This window comes from Sulfitobacter sp. M05 (assembly GCF_029285175.1).
Taxonomy (GTDB): domain Bacteria; phylum Pseudomonadota; class Alphaproteobacteria; order Rhodobacterales; family Rhodobacteraceae; genus Sulfitobacter.
Window position 1 is genome coordinate 445,559 of sequence record NZ_JABEDH010000001.1, and the last position, 18,047, is coordinate 463,605.

The window sequence follows — 18,047 nt, forward strand, 5'->3', positions numbered from 1 at the left end:
CCTAGGGCGGGGTGACCCCCGCTACACCCTCCACAACAAAGGATAGCGCTATGGCTGGATCCGCCGCAGTGCTGGAAGATTCCAGCCTCCTCAGTAAACTTGACCGAATGTTGCTGCCGATCGAGCGTTTTTGCGCTCTGTTGTCCGGTCTTGCGATTTTTTCCTTGATGTTCCTTGCAGCCTATTCCGTGACGTCGCGCAAGTTCTTTGGCGCGCCGATGATGGGTTATGTGGACTACATTGAAGCGGCGATGCCGATCATTGCCATCATGGGGGTGTCTTATGTCCAGCGCGACGGCACCCATATCCGTATGGATATGCTGGTTTCGGCGCTGAGGGGTCGCGTATTGTGGCTGTTCGAACTGATTTCGGTGGTGTTGATTTTGGTTCTGGTTGTTGCGCTGACCTATGGCGCATGGGAACATTTTGGCCGCTCTTTTGATTGCGCGCGCCCGTTGTGCAGCCGAGACAGCTCTATTGATGTGGGGCTGCCGATATGGCCCAGCAAACTGGTGGTGCCGGTGGCCTTTGCGGTGCTGGTGCTGCGCTTGTTGCTACAAACTTGGGGCTATGGCCGTGCGCTGGTGCTGGGTTTGGAGAACCCGGTGGCGGTGCCGTTGAACCTGTCCGTTGCTGAACAGGCCATGCTTGAGGCCGACGCGCTGGAAGGAGCTGACTAGGATGTTTCCAAGAAAGATTAAAAACAACCAATCGACAGGCCCCTTCGTCCAGAACGAAAGATTGGGCCAGCCGATGCAATTAGAACTAGGAACATCCTGATGGAACCTATTGAGATTGGTATATGGGTATCCGCTGGGATGCTGGTTTTTGTGGTCCTTGGTATGCGGGTGGCTTTTGCCGCCGGTCTGGCAGGGTTTGTCGGGCTGGTTTGGTTGCGTTGGAACGGGTTTGACTATGATCCCGACCGGTTTTGGAAGGCGGTTGAAATCAGTGTAAAGATTGCCGGCCTTACGCCACATTCCAAAGTCTCGGCGCAGGTGTTGTCGCTGATTCCGGTTTTCATCATGATCGGGTATCTGGCATATTACGCCAAGCTTACCACGGCCCTGTTTGAAGCCTGCAAACGTTGGTTTGCATGGGTGCCGGGCGGGCTTGCGGTGTCGACCGTATTTGCCACTGCCGGTTTCGCCGCTGTTTCTGGCGCATCGGTGGCCACGGCCGCAGTGTTTGCGCGTATCGCCATCCCCGAGATGCTAAAGATCGGGTACAACAAACAATTCGCCGCCGGTGTGGTGGCGGCTGGGGGCACGCTTGCCTCGCTGATCCCGCCGTCGGCAATCCTTGTGATCTATGCGATCATCGTGGAGCAAGATGTTGGTAAACTGCTGCTGGCCGGTTTTGTTCCCGGCGCTTTTTCCGCTGTGGTCTATGCTGCGCTGATCATTGGCATCGCGATGATCTGGAAAAACGTCGGCCCGCCGGTGACCGGCTATTCATGGCGCGAGCGGTTCGAGTCCATTCCACCAGCCTCGCCGATTTTTGCGGTGGTGATCATTATCATCTTCTTTGTTTACAACCCCTTTGGTGACGCATGGGGCACCCCGACCGAAGGCGGGGCAGTGGGCGCGTTTATCGTGTTCCTGATGGCCCTGTGGAAAGGCATGCGCTGGACCCAGCTGCGCGAGGCGCTGTTGGACACGGCCAAGTTGACGGTGATGATATTCACCATCATCTGGGGCGTGTTGATCTACGTGCGCTTTCTCGGCTTTGCGGAATTGCCGGACGCTTTTGCTGCTTGGATCACGTCGCTTGATATGGCTCCGCTAACCATTCTGATCTGTATCTTGCTGGCCTATGCGGTGCTGGGCATGTTCATGGATGCGATCGGCATGTTGCTGCTGACCTTACCTGTGGTTTATCCGGCGGTGATGGCGCTGAACGGTGGCGAAACCGTTCTGGCGGCTGACTCGGCCTTTGGCATGTCAGGGCAGATGTGCGCCATCTGGTTTGGCATTCTGGTGGTCAAAATGGCTGAATTCTGTCTGATCACCCCGCCGATTGGTCTGAACTGTTTTGTTGTTGCCGGGGTGCGTGATGACCTGACGGTTCAGGACGTGTTCAAAGGGGTCACACCGTTCTTTCTGGCTGATGGTGTGACCATTGCACTGCTGGTCGCCTTTCCAGGCATTGTTTTGTGGCTGCCTTCACTGGTGGGCTGATGCCCCGACTATAGGAGATACACCATGGCTGTTCTGCCCATCATCGACGCCAGTACGGACGAGCTGACGACGATTTTCAAAGACCTGCACGCCCATCCCGAAATCGGGTTCACCGAGACCCGTACAGCCGGCATTGTTGCTGATAAGCTGCGTGAATATGGCGTTGACGAGGTGCATAGCGGCGTCGGCCAGACCGGCGTTGTCGGGATCATCAAAGGTAACCGCGAAGGGGCGCGCCGCATTGGCGTGCGTGCCGATATGGACGCACTGCCGATCACCGAGGAAACCAACCTTGCCTATACCTCGACCAATCCCGGTGTGATGCATGCATGTGGCCATGACAGCCATACAACTATGTTGCTGGGGGCGGCGAAACATCTGGCCGCAACCCGCGATTTTGCCGGGACAGCCGTGATGATTTTCCAACCTGCCGAAGAGGGGCTTGGCGGCGCGCGCACCATGATCAAGGACGGGCTGTTTGACCGCTTTCCCTGTGACGAAGTTTACGGAATGCACAATTCCCCCAACGGCAAACCGGGCACCGTTGGCATCTGCAAAGGTGCTGCGATGGCGGGGGCGTCGTTTTTCGACATCTCGGTTCAGGGCAAGGGGAGTCATGCCGCTGCGCCGCAACAGTCACGCGACCCGTTGGTGATCGCCGCGGATCTGGTGGGCAGTCTGCAAACGATCCTGTCGCGCAACGTGGCCCCCTTGGACACCTGCGTCTTATCGGTGACGCAGCTACATGCCGGTGCCGCCTATAACGTGGTGCCCGACACGGCCACATTGGCTGGCACAATCCGCTATTTCAAAGACGAGGTCTGCGCGCTTGTCGAAACCCGTATGCGCGAACTTTGTGCCGGTTTTGCGGTGGCTTACGGCGTCACGATCAATATTGAACTGCGCAATGTCTTTGACGTGCTGATGAACGACAGCGGCCTGTCGGATGCCTATATGGACGCTGCCGCCGATATCGTCGGGCGTGAAAACATCAGTGACACAGATGAACCCGCCACTGGCTCCGAAGATTTTGCCGATATGCTCAAGGTTATTCCGGGGGCGTATTGCCGCGTCGGCCACTCTGGCACCACAGGGTTGCACAATCCCAGCTTTTTCCTGGATCCCGAATTGCTGCCGGTAGGGGCGTCGATTATGGCGCGGATCGTGGAACGCCGGCTGGTAGCATAAAGAGGGGCTCTACTGTCGCCCCGAATGCAAAGACCTGACAGACTGGTTGATCAACACGCCTGTTTGTCTTTGACCCCGTGATGGATCGGGGTGGTATTAGTTTTCCCATATAAATCCCAGAGGCAGGACCCTACATAAAGAAGTCTGTCGTGTGGGGGGCTTTGGCTTGTTGTCCTGTTTCTGAAGTACGGTGGCTAAGTGCTGGAGTTCTATCTTCGCTGCTGGTCTCTTGCGCACTTTGACGCGCGCCACGCCCAGGCAGAACACCAAATAAGATAATTTTGCAGGCAACATCACCGTCAGAGTTGAAAACGCCCTCGAAACCGGTCAAACTCATAATTACCCGAGATTACTTGGGAAATACCCAGTAAAATGCAACCCTGTGAATACCAAAGGCAGATCTGGTTTGACCGCTCCTAAATTGACGCGCGCACAGATGAAAGAGGGGCAAACCGATGAGAGTTTTGTCACTTGGTTTGTTGATGATTTTCTGCCCGAACACTTTCCCGAGGCGTTCAATGGCGTGTCGCGCCGCGCTCTTTACCAGATGCACATAAACGGGTTGAAATATGCCCGCCACTTTGGGTTTGAAACGCGCGAAGACCAAGGCCAGTTTCTGGCCCTGATGAATGATGTAGGCCCGGATTTTTGGCGCTTCGATGGGTTCAAGCAAGCAATCGAACGCAATGATCTATCTCCGAAACAGCGCATTTCGCTGATCTATGAAACGGTGACCGGCGACCAGTTCTCTGATGCCCTGTTCGGGCAAGACTCCCTCTATTGGTTCCCGCACCAGATTTCACCACATCCTTTGGGTATCGAATAGGTCGAAGCATGGGTAATCTTGTCCGAAACCCCAACGCGCGCATGAGTTCGATGCTGACCGCGTCCCGCAATGCGCGTGATCTGGCTGTGAACCGCTTTAACACGGTGCGTAATGCGCATTTTGGCATTGGCCCCCGTCCTGGCAGCACCTCGCGAAGCCGTATTGTAAATGGGCTTAGCCGCTTGAACCGCGGTGGCTCTGGCGGGGGCTTCGGTGCCGCTTTGGAAGGTCTTACCCCGATCCTGCGTTCCGAGGCGATGTTGAATGAATGGGAACGCGCAAGTGCGGCGGAAAGGGCGTATCAAACGCAGGTTAGACGGGCGGCAGCCAACGAATATTGGGCGCAACGGCGCGAACAAGCGCAGCGTGGGTATAGTGAGGCATTAGAAAATTGCGACAGCCAGCAATGCCGTCGGGACAGGGCGCGCCAACAATGGGGCACTCGAACGCCGCGGGGCGGCACATGGTCGGGAGAACCGGGCAACAGCAAATGGACACCGGATCGCGGCACGCCTGCGTATCAGGCCCTACAGGACACCAATGCAACGCGCGCCGCAAACGGGCAAAGCCCGCTGAGTGGCGTACGGTATCGAAACGGTCACCCGAACTTTGCGCCTTTTTCAAACTCGCGGGTGCGAATTCCCAATATGCAAGGCAATCACAGTTCCTCTCCGGGGGGCGATTACCATCAAGCCCGTGAGGCGGCCCGCGTGCGCAACGGTGGCACCTGGTCGCGCTCCATGGAAACCGGCCGCACCTGGCACCATGGCCCAGATGGGCAACGCATGTATTTGGTCGACCAACGCATTCATAATACGGTCTACACACCACCCGGAAGTGGTACGCGCATTGCAACAGGTGGCGTTCCGCACTCTGGTGGTGCAAGTATGGTCCGAAGCCCACTCTATTAAGGCGATCACATGGAAATCACACTCGATATGGCTTTGTCCCGTTTCAAAGAGGACCCCGATTATGCACCTGCTACCCTGTATTGGAACAAGGCGCATTTCGCAAAGCTGCTAGAAACTACGGGTTGCCGTCTGCCCACCCAGTATAAAGAGCTGTTGGAAACGGCTGGCGAATTTGAACATGGCTTTGGCTATTACTTTCTGGCGACTTGGCCGGACGGCGCACAGACCAAACATGAATTACAGGTGCCGTTCCAACCGTTGCAATCTGTTATCGACAACTTTGAGATATTTCGAAAAGGCCGTGAATTCCCCGACCGCTTTCCTCATGATATGGTGTTTATCGGCACGGCAGACGCGGGTCACACCAACCTGTTGGCCAATGGCACCGACCCAACGGACAATGCCGTATACCTTTGGGAAACGGCCAGTGACCCTTGGGGGACAGGCAACAACACTCAGGGTCTGGCCCGCTGCGCGGATACGTTGTTCGGGTTTCTCTACAATCTTGATGACTGGGACAACCTGTAGCGGTGCTTCAACTCTCGAAAAAATGGCAAGCGACCTATCGCGATGCCTGGCCTGACGCGCTGGTCGAGTTTGCCCCACCCGCAGATCTGATTGCGCTTGGCCATGATGATATGCTGCTCTTGGGCAGTGCGACCCCGAGTTTCTGCGGCCGTTATGATCTTGCTGGGTTTATTAAAGACACGCCTGCGTTTCTACCTGCACTTGAAACCATGATTGGCGACACATTACCCCAAGGTGCGTTTTTGCGGCTGAGCAGTGTCAGTTTCAAAAAGCCCGAAGTCGCCCAGACGCCCTGCTTTGATATTGAAGATGCGATGAATGTGATGTGTTCGCCGAATGAACGGGTCGCCGCCTTTTTCACCGATGCGATCGAAGAGGGATATCCGTTGTCGCTGGTGGTTTCCCCGTGGGTTGATATCCCAAAGTGGAGCGAATTTCGCCTGTTCATCCGTGATGGTGTCTTGGTGGGCTTGTCACAGTATTGGTGGGACAAATCCTTTCCCGAAATTCATCAACACCATGAGGCCATTCGCGCCAGCATCCTTGCGTTCCTGAATGTACTTTTGCCCAAGCTGCATTTGCCAACGGTCATTGTCGATGTATCTGTTCAGACAGGCACGGGCGGCATCGGAGCCACCTCATTGATTGAGCTAAATCCGTTTATACGGCGTGCAGATGCCTGCCTGTTCAGTTGGGACAATGGGGGCGATTTTGACGGGTCGTTCCGATTTGTAAGCTAAAATAGCAATGTACATGCCTCTTATGCCGCGTCTTGAAAAATCCATCAAACCCGCAGGGCGATACAGGGTTAATGGGTCCTGCCGGGGAGCGATGACAAGGATTGCGCTAAGGTGCGACAAGTCGTTTCCGACTTTGACAGGCCATGGTGTCGCCCCGTGGTCTTTGGCAAACCGGACGATATCGTAGCTTTTGATGGCTGACAGAGCGTCATGGGCATCGCCGATTTCCTTCATCCGTTTTTTCACCACGCGTCGTATGTGGTTTGCCGAAGGTTCTGCTTTTGCGGTGTGCCCATTTGCCATTTCGCCCGACATTGATCTGTGCGACATAGGCCGTCGAACCATTTTTGCGTTCTACTCACTGGACCATATTGGACGACAGGTATTGTTCAGTTAGGACAGAACGAGCAAAAATAGGGCTGAAAAGCATATAACGAGCGCTGCGTGCAAGGTGGGTTTGTGGTGATAAATACAACAAAGTCAGATGTTTGCTGGCATTCGCGCATGTCCGTGGCCCCTATGATGGACTGGAGGGATGTAAATAAATTTACCTTTAAAAACAATGAGGTGAATAGAATTTACAAAATGTGTTGTTCGGATTGTTGTTCTGATTTTATGGAAAACGGGTACTAATGCCCGTCATCCAAGCTGCCCTGGTACTCTACGGCCCATCGCTTCGCAGCTTCAAACTCCCGTGTTTCGATCAATCTTGCTAACAGCCTAGCTTCCATTGCGGCGACGGGTTGGCCATCTTCAAGGTGCTGGTGAAATCGAGATTCGAGGTTATCCCTTAATTGTTCAAGGTCTTCTGCAAATCTTGTTTTGGCTTCGTCAGTGTCCAATGGGCTCTTTGGTGTAGTTTGCTCGGTCATGTTTGATGTCTTTCTACGTTGTCTGTTTCGGGAAGTCTTCGGGGCATAGCGTCTCACGACGTTCCAGTGCTGCGCGCGCGCCATTCAGCGTCATACCGAACAAATCATCACTGCCAGTAAGCTCGGAGCCTGCGCGACGCCAAGCATGACCTTTCGCAACCATCTGCATCCATTCTTTGTGATCGGGACAACCTGAGTTGGTAACGAACCTGTTGCGGTATGACTGTTTGTCATTGTTGGGCAGCCCTAGTGCATGGCGCGCAAGGTCTCGCTGTTTTGGTGTCATTTGTCCGTCCTTTTTTCTGGTGGTTGTTTTGGTCAGGCTGACCACTCGAAAAGATCGTGCGCCGGCGCAGCGTCTAGCTGGTCCACGTTTCGTTCCATGAAGGCACGGCAGGCTGCGGTAGCTTGCGCAAGGTCAAGGCCGTTTCCGATGGCATGCAGCTGGCCAGCGCGACCGGGAGACGCATCAGCCAGCGGGAATGATCCGGGTCTAACTGGCCGCCACTTTCCATCCCTGCCGTGCAGCCAGTCAGCAGCTGCCCCGTGCATTTCAATCGCGCTGGACCGGTGATCGCTGCAGTCGTCGGCAGGCTCATGCCGCCCGCACCGCGCGTCTTGGTCTGGTAGTCTGGCCCCGCTTGGTCGTCCGCTGCCCGAGGCGTCGGCCATCCCGTCAGAATGACTTGTCGGGGCAATTGATCGGTCCGTGTTCGTATGCTGCCGTCTGGGTTTTGCCCGCTGGTGGCCATTCCGGCTGTATCTTTCCAGTCCCGCGCACTTGTGGTCGCCCAGCCTGTCATCTGCGCCGCGCCAGATATCTTCAAGCACCTGTTGCCATTCGCGTCCTTCTGCCAGTCTCCGGTGCTGACCAGAGGTGTCGGCCAACAGGTTGTCGATCGATGCGAAATAAAGTCGTTGACGGATGTGGTACCCGCCGAAGCCCGCAGCGCAGGTATCGACAGGCCCGAAGGCGTAGTCCGCCGCTTCCAAGTCAGCTTGTACAAGGTCCGCCCACTTGAGGCCGTCATTGCTCGCAACCTGTTCTCCAAGGATCGCTTGAGGGCGACACTGTTCGATGAGCCAATACCAGTCGGGCCAAAGGTGCCGCTCGTCATCAAACCCAAGGCCCTTGCCTGCCGCGCTGAGAGGTTGGCAGGGACATGATCCTGTCCAGATGGGTTGATCGTCGCGCCATCCGGCAGCGCGCAGCGCCATGGCCCAGATGCCCACGCCTGCAAAGAAATGGCATTGCGTGTAGCCATCCAAGTTTGACGGTTTGACATCTCGGATATCTCTTTCGTCCACGTCTCCGGCTGGGATTTCGCCTGCTGCAATGAGGTTGCGAAGGGTTTGAGCGGCATATGGTTCGACCTCATTGTAATACACAGACACTCTGGGCGGTCTCTTCTCGTTGTTATTTGAGTAACGCCGTGACGGGGTGTGTCGCGACAGCTTTGAAGTATGCGTTTCGCGCGCACATCGCGGCGGTTTCAAGCGATGGGACGTCAACGCCCAAAATGCGTTCGCCCGGTCCTTGCCAATAATGTTGTCCTGTATTGTCTGTGCCGTAGTTGAAAACACCAACGGGGCTGGCGCACGTCCAAATGGGTGCGTCTGGATTGGCATCCATTCTTTGGGCAAAGACTGGCTCTTTGATTTCTGGCAATTGATCAGTCCCTTTGTGATATTGCGGCAGCAACCGCGATTTCTAAGTCAATTGCCTCATCAAGGTCCTCTTCGCTCAACACGACGTTCTCAGGTGTCTGGCCTGCAAAAACGCCGCCCTGACAAATAGTGTACACGTCTTTTCCGCGCAGGTGGCGGTAGCGGATCGCGTCAGCTTCGATGCTGTTGTCTGGCATAATGGTGATCCTTTCAGTGGGTGGAAATTCAACCATACATCTGCTTGAATTCGCGCTGACCGACCGCCCGGCGGGCGTCCAGATAGTCAGCCAAATCTTGAAGGTGGACACCCTTGGCGGATTTCTGGCTGGTCTCCATGCGCACAATGGGCAGGGCCAGCTGGCCTTCGCTAATCTTGCGAAGGAATTTAGGAAGGGTCAGGTGCGAGAAATAGTCTGCGCGCACCCTGTCCGCCGGTATCACCGCTTGGCCATCGTATTGGGCCATAAGTAAGAAGGCTGTGTTCATTTCCGGTACTCTTCTGGTTTCCGTCGCTGGCCCCTGTTGCCAAGGGCCAGAAAGAGAAATCAGGAGCGCCCGAAAAAGACCGGCAGGCCCGTTTCGTCGGCGGCGACAGTAGCCAATTCGGTGAATTTGGCTTGGCGCTGATATTCAACACGGTGCCAATTGAACCCCAAAAGCAGGCCATCAGGCCGGACACGGAACCGGAATTTGGCTTTGATCTCGGTTGGCTCCTCACCCTGATAAAGTGGGATTGCCAGCTTGATCTCAGTGGGTACGACCAGATCATTTTTCACGTGGGTTTCGTTTTCGTAGATGAACGTGCGGTCCCCGTTGTCCAAACGTGTGCCGCTCTTGAAGGATGAACCTTGTGTGGCTTCCAGTTCACGGCAGATTTCGAGCAGGGTAGAGGCGTCAGGATCAACAACGTCCGCCACGTTTTCTTCAATGAAGAACGCGAATTCCTGTTGTGAGTGGAATTCCCCCTCCATCTTGGCCCAGCGTTTGTATTCCTCGGAATCGCGCAGGACCAATGTCACGCTGTGTGCCGCCTGTTGTGGCAACAGTTCTTGGTCGTTGTTTGTGTGCCAATCCAAGTTGGCCGCGATCTGGCCGCTATCGTAGTCAGCGATAATGATGCTGCGATTGTCGCTGAACCGGTTTGCGTAGGCGGTCAGTGATGCGCGGTCATCGACTGTGATTGACTGCTTGATGTGTGGCGGCAGGTGGTTTGGGTCTGTAACCTCTTGAAGGGTGTAGCCCTGTGGCACAAGCGCATGCTTGCGCCCGTCGCTGTGTTCCATCAGGGGCTTGGCCAGTGCAGCTGCAAGGATACCTGTCTTGAGGGCATTCTCAGGCAGGTTTTGGTTTGGATCGTCCATCGTTGGTTCCTCTTGGTTTGAGAGTTTAGGTGGTTGGTTCACTCGGCTGCGTCCGCCGTGCGGCGGCGCTCGATCTCGTCTTCAATGTCGAATTGATTGGGATCACGGCGGGTCAGGCGGCCATCATCATCGGAAAAGTAAATTCCTGTTCCCATCGGACGGGCAGGGATTTTGGGGGTCATTTTCGGAGTGCATTCGATCTGCCCCGCCTTGTTCCGTTTGAACGACAGTTTGAGTGCAATTTCGCCGTCACCGCCCGTTTCGTGCATGGCCTCAATGACTTTGGTCAATTGCTGATCGCCTTCGCGCAGCAGTTCGCCGCGCCGAAAGCTTTGGATGAATTCGAGAAAATTGATTGAGTGATCGATCTTCATTGATGTGGTTCCTTCCCTATCGTGGGGTTGCGATTTTTCCGGTCCATGCGTCGAATTCGGTACGCAGGGCCATGAAGCGGCAGTAAGCGTGGCCGCGATGGTTCAATTGGCGGCGGCTGGTGATCTGGCAAACGGTGCGCAGGTACTCGGCGGCGGCTGTGGCGTTGAACTGTTCACCGGGCAAGCCGCTGCGGGTCGCGGCAAACTTCTGAAAGCGGGCATCGTTGCAGATGATCCCTGCCTGCTCGGCGGGGTTCAGATCGTCAAACTTTTGGCGCGCCGGGGTGTTCATTGCGCGCCCACACAGCTTTTCTGGCCGGGGCATTCCGGGCGTGTGGTTCCACCGGGGCAGGCGCATTCGGGCCAAAGGGCGCATTGGAATGTGGGTAGGTCACGGGCTTCACCGACATCACGCTGTCCACTAAAGGTGCCGGAGGCGGCGCATTGCCCACCTCCGGCAAGTTGGGCGGCTGCATTTGCAGCGCGGGCGGTGTTCGGTGCGAAGTCAACGATGCGCTGTGCAGCCCGTTGCCAGCTTGTAAATGCCTCCTGATCGGATGCGCCGCGACCAACCACGTTGTGTAGACTTACTTCAAACAGGTGGCTGGTGGCATCGTTGGGCAGGTCCACAAAAGTGCCGCCGGTCTCTATGACTTCACCTACAAAAGCATCATGCAGGTCGGTGCCCGCTTTGCTTTCGATCCGTGACAGGAAGGCGGCTAGGGTGTTGTGAAGCTGGTGCAGGGTCATAGCAGTGATCCAAAGCTCTGATCTGTGGGCCGCGCGACGGCGACGGTCTCCAGTATGGTGAATTCTGCGTCATTCTGTGCGGCCAGCTTTTCAGCGGCGCGCTCTGCATCGGCGAAACTGGAATAGCGCTGTCGCGGTTCTGTCTTTGAGTTTGGTCCAGCGGGCCTGCGGCAGATCATCCAGAAGCGGGCTGATTGCGGTAGCTCGGGCATCTCAGCACCTCCCGCAGGAGTTAGGGGTGGGGGCTGTCATCCTAAAGCCTCCTCAACACGTTTGCCCAACCGGCGGGCGTCTTTCACCTCTTTGGCATCGTCGCTCAATGCACAGACGGTGGAAGCTGCGCGTTGTGCCGTGAAATCGTCGTGATGGGCGATGTCGGCCAAAATGGCGCGGGCATCTGCCAGCCGCGTTTCATCATCCGTGGTCATACCGGCACCCCGTCTTTCGGTGGGGTGTAGAATCCGGCGCGGGCATTGGCAATTTCTTCAGCGTGGTTGTGCGGATCCGTAAAGGGTGCGCCGCCGTCTTCGGTCCGCATGATGGCACGGCGGGCAATCAGTTCGCCGCAGATGTCGGGCAGGTACATCGCCAAGATGCTTTGATCTTCGGCGCTGATTTCGCCAACCGCGCGGTTTTCGTCGATGCGGGCCAGAGTGCGCAGCATGTCGTCGCTGACCAATTCACCGGGGGTGATTGGTTGCGCTGGCGCGGAAGTGATAATGATTTGATTAACGTTCATGCATCCAATCTCCTGTGGGTATGGATGCATGGTTTATAGGTTTTTAAACCTAAGTCAATTATAAATGGGTTTTAAAACCCACTCCAGTTCGAATCAGTTAGTAAGAGTGGCTGTTGTCTTGGTTATCTTGATCCGCGGGCGTTTGCGATGGTTACCATGTCATCGGCTTTGCGCTCCGCTCTTTTTCGCCATGCGGGATAAACGATGAAAGGGGAGATAAGTATTCCGAAACCCAAGGTGCAAATACAGATCAAAAGGAGCACAAAGCCTCTCGCTACGAAGCCGTGAACCCAGAAATACAGCGGCCCAAACAGAAACGCCCAGAGCCAAGAGAGACCTGTGCTTTCGTCAAAGGTTGCAGTCAATTGGCGCTTTTCTGCTTGGTCTGCCATTGCGGATGTGACTAGGTCTGATTTCGGTTCGTTCATTTGAGAAATCCTCGTAATGCAATTTGGTTCGTGGTTGGCTGCCGTTGAAATAGCTACTTCTGTAGGAGGCGGCGGCCCTATGCCCGATTAAGCCACAATGGCACTTCTATGATTGCCCTACAACCACTAGTGGAAGTGGTGGTAGGCGGCAGTAAATCTGCCGTCTAGACGTTCCCCTAATGTTCTCATAGCTTAATGTTGTAGATGAGAATCGCTCGGCGTGGCCTTGCAGCGACCACCCCTTTTTTTTGCCTTTCGGGGCGGTAGTAAAAATTTGAGGAAATAGGGGTGTATGGGCCGTATAGAGGTAATTGCTATTCTTCGTCAGATTCTTCAGGAGTATGATCTTGAGCGTCAAGAAGTCCTTCTCCGTAACTTAAGAGCTTCTGGCGGAGATCGAGTGATAGCCGAGATACTAGGAGAGCAATATCTCTCTCTTCTTTGGAATCGCTGTCGAGCATGAATTCTTCGACTGTTGTGCCAAGTGCGCGACAGATTTTCTCTGCAGTGTTCATTCTCGGCGAGCGGTTTTTGGCAAGCATTTGTCGAATGGTACTTGTGTCCAAATTCGCTTTTTTTGCTAACCCTGCTTCCGTGAGGTTGGGGTCCGCGTCGATTTTGGCTCTAAGGCGCTCAGTGAAGGTTGGGCTGGTCATGGGTTTTTGATCCCACATTGTGCGGCATTCAGCACTAGGTTTAAAACCCCTTGACTGAGTAGGTTTTTAAACCTAGTTCTGTCACATGGATAAGTTTCTTGAAGAAGTTCGTGAATACGCTGAGCGCTGCGGACGACAGCCGGGCACGGTAATTCAAAAAATGGTTGGGCTAAGCGGCACAACTTGGGAAAAATGGGCGTCAGGTCAGTCATTTCCAAGGGCGGATACCATTGACCGCATACGGGCTCACATCGCTGCAAACCCAGCCCCAACCGAGGCAGGGAGTAAAGGCGATGCAGAGTGACTTATTTGCATTGTAGATGTCTTCTTTCATTTGGGCGGGCATAGAATGGAACCTCACTTTCAAAACAATGATAGCAGCGCCAAAGCGGAAATATCTTTCTCAAAGCGAGAGCTTAGAAAGCGTGATTTTGTGTGGTCTGGCTTCAAGTTTCTTTTTGGGCGGCGCGAAAGGTCTTTCACGGCAAATCGGGTTGAGGCGGCGGAATATGCTCAGGAGCGATTCAACCGGCTGTTACGTCAACCGTATCCGGATGCGTCTGACCGTGAGCTTGCGTCATTGTGGGCACCTCGCATTTCCGTATCTGAGCGCACTGTACAGAACTGGCTTTCCGGGGCCACCACGCCTTCACTGACAGACTTGGTAATCGTTGGCTCTACCCATGGTATTTTTCAAACCGCCGCCATTTTTGTTGGGGAAGATACCCGCGCAGAAGTCATGACGAGGATAGGCCAAAGATGATGGGGGAGTTCGAAACGCTGTTGCATTCCAGTCTTTCAACGGCTGGAGCTGACGTAATTCGCGGGCAATACATCGGGTTCGTTTCCGACACGCTGGCTCACATCGGAATAATTTCACCGCTCACGGTTTGGATTGTTCTGCGTGATTGGCCTCTTTGGTTGTTCTGGGTTGGCGCGGCGCTGATCCTGTTTAAGGAATTCTATTTCGACATGCCTAACGGTGGGTACGCCCCATTGGTCATATTCGATAGTATTTGGGATTTTGCCACCTGGTTCTTTGGATTTTTCGTCACTTGGTGTGCGTTGATGGATAATGTGGGGCGTCGGCATGATGCTTGAGGCTCCCAATACCAACCAGATCAAAGGTCACAACGTCTGCCCGCGCGCCTGCCGTGCGCTTTGGTGTGCTGTGATCGAAGAGCAATTGCGTTTGGCGCTCAAGCATAACCCGACGCTACTGGGCCCGAAAATTGATACACGACGGGCGCTGGCTTGGTTCGGTTCGCGTGATTTTTTCGAAGTTTGCGCGATTGCGGGGTTTGACGGGGGCTGGGTGCTGGCCGGTGTACGCAGTCGCTTGGCGGAAGTGGGGCTTGCGTGATGGGTATCCAGCGCGAAGTCACGATAGGCAATTGCCGCCTGATTTTGGGCGATATGCGTGAAGTGCTTCCGTTGCTGGACGCGAAGGCGGACCTTATTGTTACCGACCCGCCATATCTGTTGACCAGTGGCGGCACGGTTGAACAGTCAATGGGCGGCATGTTTGCACATGAAAAATACGCCAATGACGGGGCCTTAATGGATGTCATGCCTTGGCACGAAATGGGCGGACCGTTGTTCCGTGCCTGCGCGGCCAATGCTGACTGCTATGTGATGTCCAACGACAAGAACATCTTTGCGGCGGGTGGGGCGTTCCTAGGCGCTGGGTGGCAGTTTCATAACCTGCTGGTGTGGGACAAGGTGAGGGCCACGCGCAATCGCTGGTATATGAAAAACCTCGAATTCACCCTGTACCTGTGGAAGGGTCTCGCCGATCCCAAGGGGATAAACGACTGCGGTTCCAAGCAACTCTTTACACTGAACGCGCCGAAGCGTGGTGATCATGAGACAGAAAAGCCGGTGCCTTTGTTTTCTCACTACGTGCTGAATTCGTCAAATCAGGGCGATTTGGTTCTTGATCCGTTCATGGGGTCAGGAACCACAATGCTATCGTGCATCGAAACGGGCCGCGCTGGCATCGGTATTGAGAAAGAGCCTCGCCATTTTGAAGGGGCTGTAAAGTCCGTCACAGCGGCCCATCTTGCCAAGGTGGCGGAATGACCTTGCTAATGCCCGGCCCTGTAAATGCCGTGACACGGCATAATGAACCAGAAGACTTCCGCAGTTTCGCGCATGTCGAGCTTTCAGGGGCAACGCCGTGGCGGGCCGGCATCTGTTTTAATCCAGATTGCGGTTTGGAATTTGAGCCGCGCCGCAGTTGGCAGATTTATTGCTGCACCCGCTGCGAACGGGCGGGCACGGCGGAATTGCGCAAGTGGGGTCATCGCATGGCCCTGTCCAGTTTGATCTGGCGCATTGGGAAATACGAAAAGAAGGATGCGGGTATCCGCGATCTGACGCGCGCGGCGCGGCGGCACGTAAGTCATGTGCAGTCGGCCTGGTTGTCGGACCGGCAGGCCCGCGCAGCCGAAAGGGGGCAGTGATGAGCATTACGCCATCCGTCAAACTGGTCGATTCCGATGAAATCGATGATTATCCGATTTCATCTTCTGACCGTCTGGATGCTCATTATTTTCTGCCTTGGCATCTGAAGCGGTGGCGGGGGAGTGACACGCGAAAGAAAGCTTACAAAGACCCTGAGGTCGGGTTTTACGCAATGGAGTTGTTCTTCAAGTCTCAGGACGAAACGCCGATTGGTACTTTGCCAACTGATGAATCCGATTTGGCCTTCATGCTGCACATGTCAACCGACAAGTTTCAAAGCTTGTTGAGGCGTGAGTTATCGCCGCTTCGAAACTGGTATCTTACGCGATGCGACAACGGGGAAATGCGGTGGGCGCACCCGGTTGTTAGGGAATTTGTTCTTGATGCGCTCAAGGGCAGTCAAGCGAATGCTGCAAAAAATGCCGATGATAGAATGCGCAAGCGGTTGGGAACGATTGTTGGTCACCTAAAGGGCCAAGTGAGCATGAAGCACCTCGCCAGTAGCGATGACATGGTGAATGACATAAGCGACTGGATTGCTCGGCACTATCCTGGTGGCAGTGCGACGCTTAGGCGCGTGAAGGAGGCCGTAAGTGACTTGTCATCACGTCTCTAAAACTTCCCAAAACCTTCCGCAGGAAGATTTTAAAAAAAAATTGGAAGGAAATTTCCTGTTTTTGGAGGTTTTCATTTCTTCCAAAAATCGCGCGGCTGAAAGGAAAAGAGAAGAAATGAAATGAAAAGACATTACTGGCAGCGCCAAACTTTGAGCGGCTTGGCCTGTGGATAACTTGGAATTGCTGAGAAAAGGGGCATGGGGAAATGCAGGCAACAGAACACCAGCAGACGGTTGATCAGGTGCAACCGGAGACAAAGAGGGATCGGGTGCGCAGGTTGTTCATCGCGCCCTTGGCGGCTGAGGGGATGCGCTTTGAGCGGGGCACATCGGAGGAGGTTCAGGTTAAGCGGCTGAACCAAATGGCTGATGATCTGACGCACTTGAGCGATGTCGAGTTGGGGCGTTTGCGATTGTGCATGCGGTCCAAGGGCGATGGCACGAAAAAGACTTTCTGGCCCGGTCGTGTCAGCATCTTAGGCTTTGCCGAAAGCGTTCATCCGCGCCCGATTGCTGATCTGCCAAGGCTCAAGGATTGGTTCATCAGCGCAGCTGGTCGCGAGGCGGCGTTGGTAGAGGGTCGGTTGGTTGCTGAGTTCGAGTTTTGGACAAGACACAAGCACCCGCCATACGCAGAAACGCATAAGCGGTTGGTTGCGTCGCGGGCATCCGAGATCGGGCCAAAGGCTGCGCGGTTGGTGGAACGCCGGGGTCGCGGGGCGCTGTCTGATCCGGGCGATATACATTGGCTTGCGAGGTTCGAGGAAACCGAAGCCATGTTGCGGGGCTGGCTGGCAGAAAGCGGGGGTGCCGCATGATGCACATCAAACCAAAACATCTCGAAGGCGCAGCGCGATTGGATGTGTTGCAGTGGTATGCCGTTCGCATGGTTGCGCCAACCAATGGTCATCGTCGCTCGGCTATGTTGGGTGGGGATCGTCGGGACGTGCGAACAAGGTCAGGCCACGTGGTTAAGCGCCGAAAGCCGGGCACGGGTGATCGTGTGTTTGTGCCGGAACATATCCTCAAGAAAGCGGGGTTCTCGGTGTTCTTGCCGGTCAAGAAAAGGTGGCGCAAGAGACATAGGTTCACATCGGAGCAGGAGTTGGTTTCCTTTCCGCTTGTGGCAGATTGGATGTTTGTCGGTTGGCCTGAAGGGCAGGCGCGCTGGCATGAATTGACGTCGCTGCGCGTTATTTCAGGTGTGATGGGTTCGGGCGGTAAGCCAGTTCGGGTTTGTTCCAAGGTTGTTGCAAGGCTGATGAAGCGCTGGGGAGACGGCGTATTGCCTGCCGTTCGGAGGGAAGCGGAGCGTGTTGCAGCGGGTGACACAGTGAGCGTTACAGCTGGTCCATTTGTAGATTTTGACGGGTTGGTTATCGATGTTGAGGGAGAGGGTGCGCGTGTTGCGATAAACCTATTTGGGCGCGAAACGCCTGTGGCATTGCTGTTTGATGAAATGGCAGTGGTCAATCGTAGCGAGGGCGCTGCCGCGACCGGTGTCGCACTTGTTGGCGAGTTGTCATCTGGTGCGCCGGCATGTTTGCGGTGTGGCTGTGAGATGGTCGCGGCACATGATGAGCAAAAAAAGCACCACCTGAAATGCTGTGAATGTGATGCTCGTGGCGCGTTGTTTTCGTCCAGTAAAGAAAGGGCTTTGGCTGTTTGGAAGGAGCGAGTGCGGCGTCTGTGATCGGAATTCATGACGCCAACAAAGTTCTTGACCTGTGCAAATTGACGGTGC

The 18,047-nt window shown here is 55.0% G+C and carries 29 protein-coding genes; 15 read left to right on the forward strand and 14 right to left on the reverse strand.

Annotated features, from left to right (window positions below):
* The first annotated feature begins 50 nt into the window (after positions 1-50).
* From HKX44_RS02150 to HKX44_RS02180, 7 genes are all read left to right on the forward strand, one after another.
* Positions 51-680: a TRAP transporter small permease gene (locus tag HKX44_RS02150; protein WP_276149657.1), complete on the forward strand. Its 630-nt coding sequence runs from the start codon at positions 51-53 to the stop codon at positions 678-680.
* Between the two features lie 99 nt (positions 681-779).
* On the forward strand, positions 780-2,180 hold the full coding sequence (locus HKX44_RS02155) for a TRAP transporter large permease (protein WP_276149658.1): 1,401 nt from the start codon (positions 780-782) through the stop codon (positions 2,178-2,180).
* 24 nt (positions 2,181-2,204) lie between these two features.
* Entirely contained in the window at positions 2,205-3,368 is a 1,164-nt protein-coding gene (locus tag HKX44_RS02160; RefSeq protein ID WP_276149659.1) for a M20 aminoacylase family protein, read from the forward strand.
* A 406-nt stretch (positions 3,369-3,774) separates the two neighbouring features.
* Positions 3,775-4,194, forward strand: a complete 420-nt coding sequence (locus HKX44_RS02165) for a hypothetical protein (RefSeq protein WP_276149660.1) — start codon at positions 3,775-3,777, stop codon at positions 4,192-4,194.
* Between the two features lie 8 nt (positions 4,195-4,202).
* Positions 4,203-5,105, forward strand: a complete 903-nt coding sequence (locus HKX44_RS02170) for an HNH endonuclease (RefSeq protein ID WP_276153178.1) — start codon at positions 4,203-4,205, stop codon at positions 5,103-5,105.
* A gap of 9 nt (positions 5,106-5,114) precedes the next feature.
* Positions 5,115-5,633 carry an SMI1/KNR4 family protein gene (locus HKX44_RS02175; protein WP_276149662.1) on the forward strand — a complete coding sequence of 173 codons (519 nt, stop codon included), beginning with the start codon at positions 5,115-5,117 and terminating at the stop codon, positions 5,631-5,633.
* A 2-nt stretch (positions 5,634-5,635) separates the two neighbouring features.
* A complete protein-coding gene (locus HKX44_RS02180; RefSeq protein WP_276149663.1) occupies positions 5,636-6,373 on the forward strand; it encodes an ATP-grasp domain-containing protein in 738 nt (245 codons plus the stop codon).
* Positions 6,374-7,002: 629 nt separating this feature from the next.
* On the opposite strand, the gene HKX44_RS02185 is transcribed toward HKX44_RS02180, so the two are convergent.
* From HKX44_RS02185 to HKX44_RS02250, 14 genes are all read right to left on the reverse strand, one after another.
* On the reverse strand, positions 7,003-7,245 hold the full coding sequence (locus HKX44_RS02185; RefSeq protein ID WP_276149664.1) for a hypothetical protein: 243 nt from the start codon (positions 7,243-7,245) through the stop codon (positions 7,003-7,005).
* A gap of 13 nt (positions 7,246-7,258) precedes the next feature.
* Positions 7,259-7,531 (reverse strand): hypothetical protein, encoded by a 273-nt coding sequence (locus HKX44_RS02190; protein WP_276149665.1) that lies wholly within the window; start codon positions 7,529-7,531, stop codon positions 7,259-7,261.
* A gap of 32 nt (positions 7,532-7,563) precedes the next feature.
* Positions 7,564-8,640: a DNA cytosine methyltransferase gene (locus HKX44_RS02195; protein WP_276153179.1), complete on the reverse strand. Its 1,077-nt coding sequence runs from the start codon at positions 8,638-8,640 to the stop codon at positions 7,564-7,566.
* A gap of 278 nt (positions 8,641-8,918) precedes the next feature.
* A complete protein-coding gene (locus HKX44_RS02200) occupies positions 8,919-9,110 on the reverse strand; it encodes a hypothetical protein (RefSeq protein WP_276149667.1) in 192 nt (63 codons plus the stop codon).
* A gap of 28 nt (positions 9,111-9,138) precedes the next feature.
* Entirely contained in the window at positions 9,139-9,399 is a 261-nt protein-coding gene (locus HKX44_RS02205; protein ID WP_276149668.1) for a pyocin activator PrtN family protein, read from the reverse strand.
* A gap of 59 nt (positions 9,400-9,458) precedes the next feature.
* A complete protein-coding gene (locus HKX44_RS02210) occupies positions 9,459-10,274 on the reverse strand; it encodes a DUF2303 family protein (protein WP_276149669.1) in 816 nt (271 codons plus the stop codon).
* Between the two features lie 38 nt (positions 10,275-10,312).
* Positions 10,313-10,648, reverse strand: coding sequence for a hypothetical protein (locus tag HKX44_RS02215; protein WP_276149670.1), 336 nt, complete (start codon positions 10,646-10,648; stop codon positions 10,313-10,315).
* A gap of 16 nt (positions 10,649-10,664) precedes the next feature.
* Complete coding sequence (locus HKX44_RS02220) at positions 10,665-10,940, reverse strand: hypothetical protein (RefSeq protein WP_276149671.1); 276 nt, start codon at positions 10,938-10,940, stop codon at positions 10,665-10,667.
* Positions 10,937-11,398 (reverse strand): hypothetical protein, encoded by a 462-nt coding sequence (locus HKX44_RS02225; protein ID WP_276149672.1) that lies wholly within the window; start codon positions 11,396-11,398, stop codon positions 10,937-10,939. The genes HKX44_RS02220 and HKX44_RS02225 overlap by 4 nt, the downstream gene beginning before the upstream one ends.
* Entirely contained in the window at positions 11,395-11,610 is a 216-nt protein-coding gene (locus tag HKX44_RS02230; RefSeq protein WP_276149673.1) for a hypothetical protein, read from the reverse strand. Before HKX44_RS02230 ends, HKX44_RS02225 begins: the two co-directional genes overlap by 4 nt.
* 36 nt (positions 11,611-11,646) lie before the next feature.
* Entirely contained in the window at positions 11,647-11,826 is a 180-nt protein-coding gene (locus tag HKX44_RS02235; protein WP_276149674.1) for a hypothetical protein, read from the reverse strand.
* The gene (locus HKX44_RS02240; RefSeq protein WP_276149675.1) at positions 11,823-12,137 is read right to left on the reverse strand and encodes a hypothetical protein; all 315 of its coding nucleotides are present in this window, start codon (positions 12,135-12,137) and stop codon (positions 11,823-11,825) included. Before HKX44_RS02240 ends, HKX44_RS02235 begins: the two co-directional genes overlap by 4 nt.
* Before the next feature lie 122 nt (positions 12,138-12,259).
* On the reverse strand, positions 12,260-12,565 hold the full coding sequence (locus HKX44_RS02245; RefSeq protein WP_276149676.1) for a hypothetical protein: 306 nt from the start codon (positions 12,563-12,565) through the stop codon (positions 12,260-12,262).
* A 314-nt stretch (positions 12,566-12,879) separates the two neighbouring features.
* Entirely contained in the window at positions 12,880-13,221 is a 342-nt protein-coding gene (locus HKX44_RS02250) for a helix-turn-helix transcriptional regulator (protein WP_276149677.1), read from the reverse strand.
* Between the two features lie 349 nt (positions 13,222-13,570).
* Here HKX44_RS02250 and HKX44_RS02255 point away from each other — a divergent pair, with 349 nt between their 5' ends.
* The 8 genes from HKX44_RS02255 to HKX44_RS02290 all read left to right on the forward strand — a co-directional run bounded on the left by HKX44_RS02255 (position 13,571) and on the right by HKX44_RS02290 (position 17,996).
* A complete protein-coding gene (locus HKX44_RS02255; RefSeq protein ID WP_276149679.1) occupies positions 13,571-13,984 on the forward strand; it encodes a hypothetical protein in 414 nt (137 codons plus the stop codon).
* The gene (locus HKX44_RS02260; protein ID WP_276149680.1) at positions 13,981-14,322 is read left to right on the forward strand and encodes a hypothetical protein; all 342 of its coding nucleotides are present in this window, start codon (positions 13,981-13,983) and stop codon (positions 14,320-14,322) included. Before HKX44_RS02255 ends, HKX44_RS02260 begins: the two co-directional genes overlap by 4 nt.
* The gene (locus tag HKX44_RS02265) at positions 14,312-14,584 is read left to right on the forward strand and encodes a hypothetical protein (RefSeq protein ID WP_276149681.1); all 273 of its coding nucleotides are present in this window, start codon (positions 14,312-14,314) and stop codon (positions 14,582-14,584) included. The genes HKX44_RS02260 and HKX44_RS02265 overlap by 11 nt, the downstream gene beginning before the upstream one ends.
* Positions 14,584-15,303, forward strand: a complete 720-nt coding sequence (locus tag HKX44_RS02270) for a site-specific DNA-methyltransferase (protein WP_276149682.1) — start codon at positions 14,584-14,586, stop codon at positions 15,301-15,303. Before HKX44_RS02265 ends, HKX44_RS02270 begins: the two co-directional genes overlap by 1 nt.
* Entirely contained in the window at positions 15,300-15,686 is a 387-nt protein-coding gene (locus tag HKX44_RS02275) for a hypothetical protein (protein ID WP_276149683.1), read from the forward strand. The genes HKX44_RS02270 and HKX44_RS02275 overlap by 4 nt, the downstream gene beginning before the upstream one ends.
* Positions 15,686-16,303, forward strand: coding sequence for a hypothetical protein (locus HKX44_RS02280; RefSeq protein WP_276149684.1), 618 nt, complete (start codon positions 15,686-15,688; stop codon positions 16,301-16,303). The genes HKX44_RS02275 and HKX44_RS02280 overlap by 1 nt, the downstream gene beginning before the upstream one ends.
* A 206-nt stretch (positions 16,304-16,509) precedes the next feature.
* Positions 16,510-17,121: a hypothetical protein gene (locus HKX44_RS02285; protein WP_276149685.1), complete on the forward strand. Its 612-nt coding sequence runs from the start codon at positions 16,510-16,512 to the stop codon at positions 17,119-17,121.
* Entirely contained in the window at positions 17,118-17,996 is an 879-nt protein-coding gene (locus HKX44_RS02290) for a transcription termination/antitermination NusG family protein (RefSeq protein ID WP_276149686.1), read from the forward strand. Before HKX44_RS02285 ends, HKX44_RS02290 begins: the two co-directional genes overlap by 4 nt.
* The last annotated feature ends 51 nt before the right edge of the window (positions 17,997-18,047 follow it).

Excerpts from the sequence above, each read along its gene's own strand:
- HKX44_RS02150 (WP_276149657.1), top strand. The coding sequence starts at position 51 with ATGGCTGGATCCGCCGCAGTGCTGGAAGATTCCAGCCTCCTCAGTAAA.
- HKX44_RS02155 (WP_276149658.1), top strand. The coding sequence starts at position 780 with ATGGAACCTATTGAGATTGGTATATGGGTATCCGCTGGGATGCTGGTT.
- HKX44_RS02160 (WP_276149659.1), top strand. The coding sequence starts at position 2,205 with ATGGCTGTTCTGCCCATCATCGACGCCAGTACGGACGAGCTGACGACG.
- HKX44_RS02170 (WP_276153178.1), top strand. The coding sequence starts at position 4,203 with ATGGGTAATCTTGTCCGAAACCCCAACGCGCGCATGAGTTCGATGCTG.
- HKX44_RS02175 (WP_276149662.1), top strand. The coding sequence starts at position 5,115 with ATGGAAATCACACTCGATATGGCTTTGTCCCGTTTCAAAGAGGACCCC.
- HKX44_RS02185 (WP_276149664.1), bottom strand. The coding sequence starts at position 7,245 with ATGACCGAGCAAACTACACCAAAGAGCCCATTGGACACTGACGAAGCC.
- HKX44_RS02190 (WP_276149665.1), bottom strand. The coding sequence starts at position 7,531 with ATGACACCAAAACAGCGAGACCTTGCGCGCCATGCACTAGGGCTGCCC.
- HKX44_RS02200 (WP_276149667.1), bottom strand. The coding sequence starts at position 9,110 with ATGCCAGACAACAGCATCGAAGCTGACGCGATCCGCTACCGCCACCTG.
- HKX44_RS02205 (WP_276149668.1), bottom strand. The coding sequence starts at position 9,399 with ATGAACACAGCCTTCTTACTTATGGCCCAATACGATGGCCAAGCGGTG.
- HKX44_RS02210 (WP_276149669.1), bottom strand. The coding sequence starts at position 10,274 with ATGGACGATCCAAACCAAAACCTGCCTGAGAATGCCCTCAAGACAGGT.
- HKX44_RS02215 (WP_276149670.1), bottom strand. The coding sequence starts at position 10,648 with ATGAAGATCGATCACTCAATCAATTTTCTCGAATTCATCCAAAGCTTT.
- HKX44_RS02220 (WP_276149671.1), bottom strand. The coding sequence starts at position 10,940 with ATGAACACCCCGGCGCGCCAAAAGTTTGACGATCTGAACCCCGCCGAG.
- HKX44_RS02225 (WP_276149672.1), bottom strand. The coding sequence starts at position 11,398 with ATGACCCTGCACCAGCTTCACAACACCCTAGCCGCCTTCCTGTCACGG.
- HKX44_RS02230 (WP_276149673.1), bottom strand. The coding sequence starts at position 11,610 with ATGCCCGAGCTACCGCAATCAGCCCGCTTCTGGATGATCTGCCGCAGG.
- HKX44_RS02235 (WP_276149674.1), bottom strand. The coding sequence starts at position 11,826 with ATGACCACGGATGATGAAACGCGGCTGGCAGATGCCCGCGCCATTTTG.
- HKX44_RS02240 (WP_276149675.1), bottom strand. The coding sequence starts at position 12,137 with ATGAACGTTAATCAAATCATTATCACTTCCGCGCCAGCGCAACCAATC.
- HKX44_RS02245 (WP_276149676.1), bottom strand. The coding sequence starts at position 12,565 with ATGAACGAACCGAAATCAGACCTAGTCACATCCGCAATGGCAGACCAA.
- HKX44_RS02250 (WP_276149677.1), bottom strand. The coding sequence starts at position 13,221 with ATGACCAGCCCAACCTTCACTGAGCGCCTTAGAGCCAAAATCGACGCG.
- HKX44_RS02255 (WP_276149679.1), top strand. The coding sequence starts at position 13,571 with ATGGAACCTCACTTTCAAAACAATGATAGCAGCGCCAAAGCGGAAATA.
- HKX44_RS02260 (WP_276149680.1), top strand. The coding sequence starts at position 13,981 with ATGATGGGGGAGTTCGAAACGCTGTTGCATTCCAGTCTTTCAACGGCT.
- HKX44_RS02265 (WP_276149681.1), top strand. The coding sequence starts at position 14,312 with ATGATGCTTGAGGCTCCCAATACCAACCAGATCAAAGGTCACAACGTC.
- HKX44_RS02270 (WP_276149682.1), top strand. The coding sequence starts at position 14,584 with ATGGGTATCCAGCGCGAAGTCACGATAGGCAATTGCCGCCTGATTTTG.
- HKX44_RS02275 (WP_276149683.1), top strand. The coding sequence starts at position 15,300 with ATGACCTTGCTAATGCCCGGCCCTGTAAATGCCGTGACACGGCATAAT.
- HKX44_RS02280 (WP_276149684.1), top strand. The coding sequence starts at position 15,686 with ATGAGCATTACGCCATCCGTCAAACTGGTCGATTCCGATGAAATCGAT.
- HKX44_RS02285 (WP_276149685.1), top strand. The coding sequence starts at position 16,510 with ATGCAGGCAACAGAACACCAGCAGACGGTTGATCAGGTGCAACCGGAG.
- HKX44_RS02290 (WP_276149686.1), top strand. The coding sequence starts at position 17,118 with ATGATGCACATCAAACCAAAACATCTCGAAGGCGCAGCGCGATTGGAT.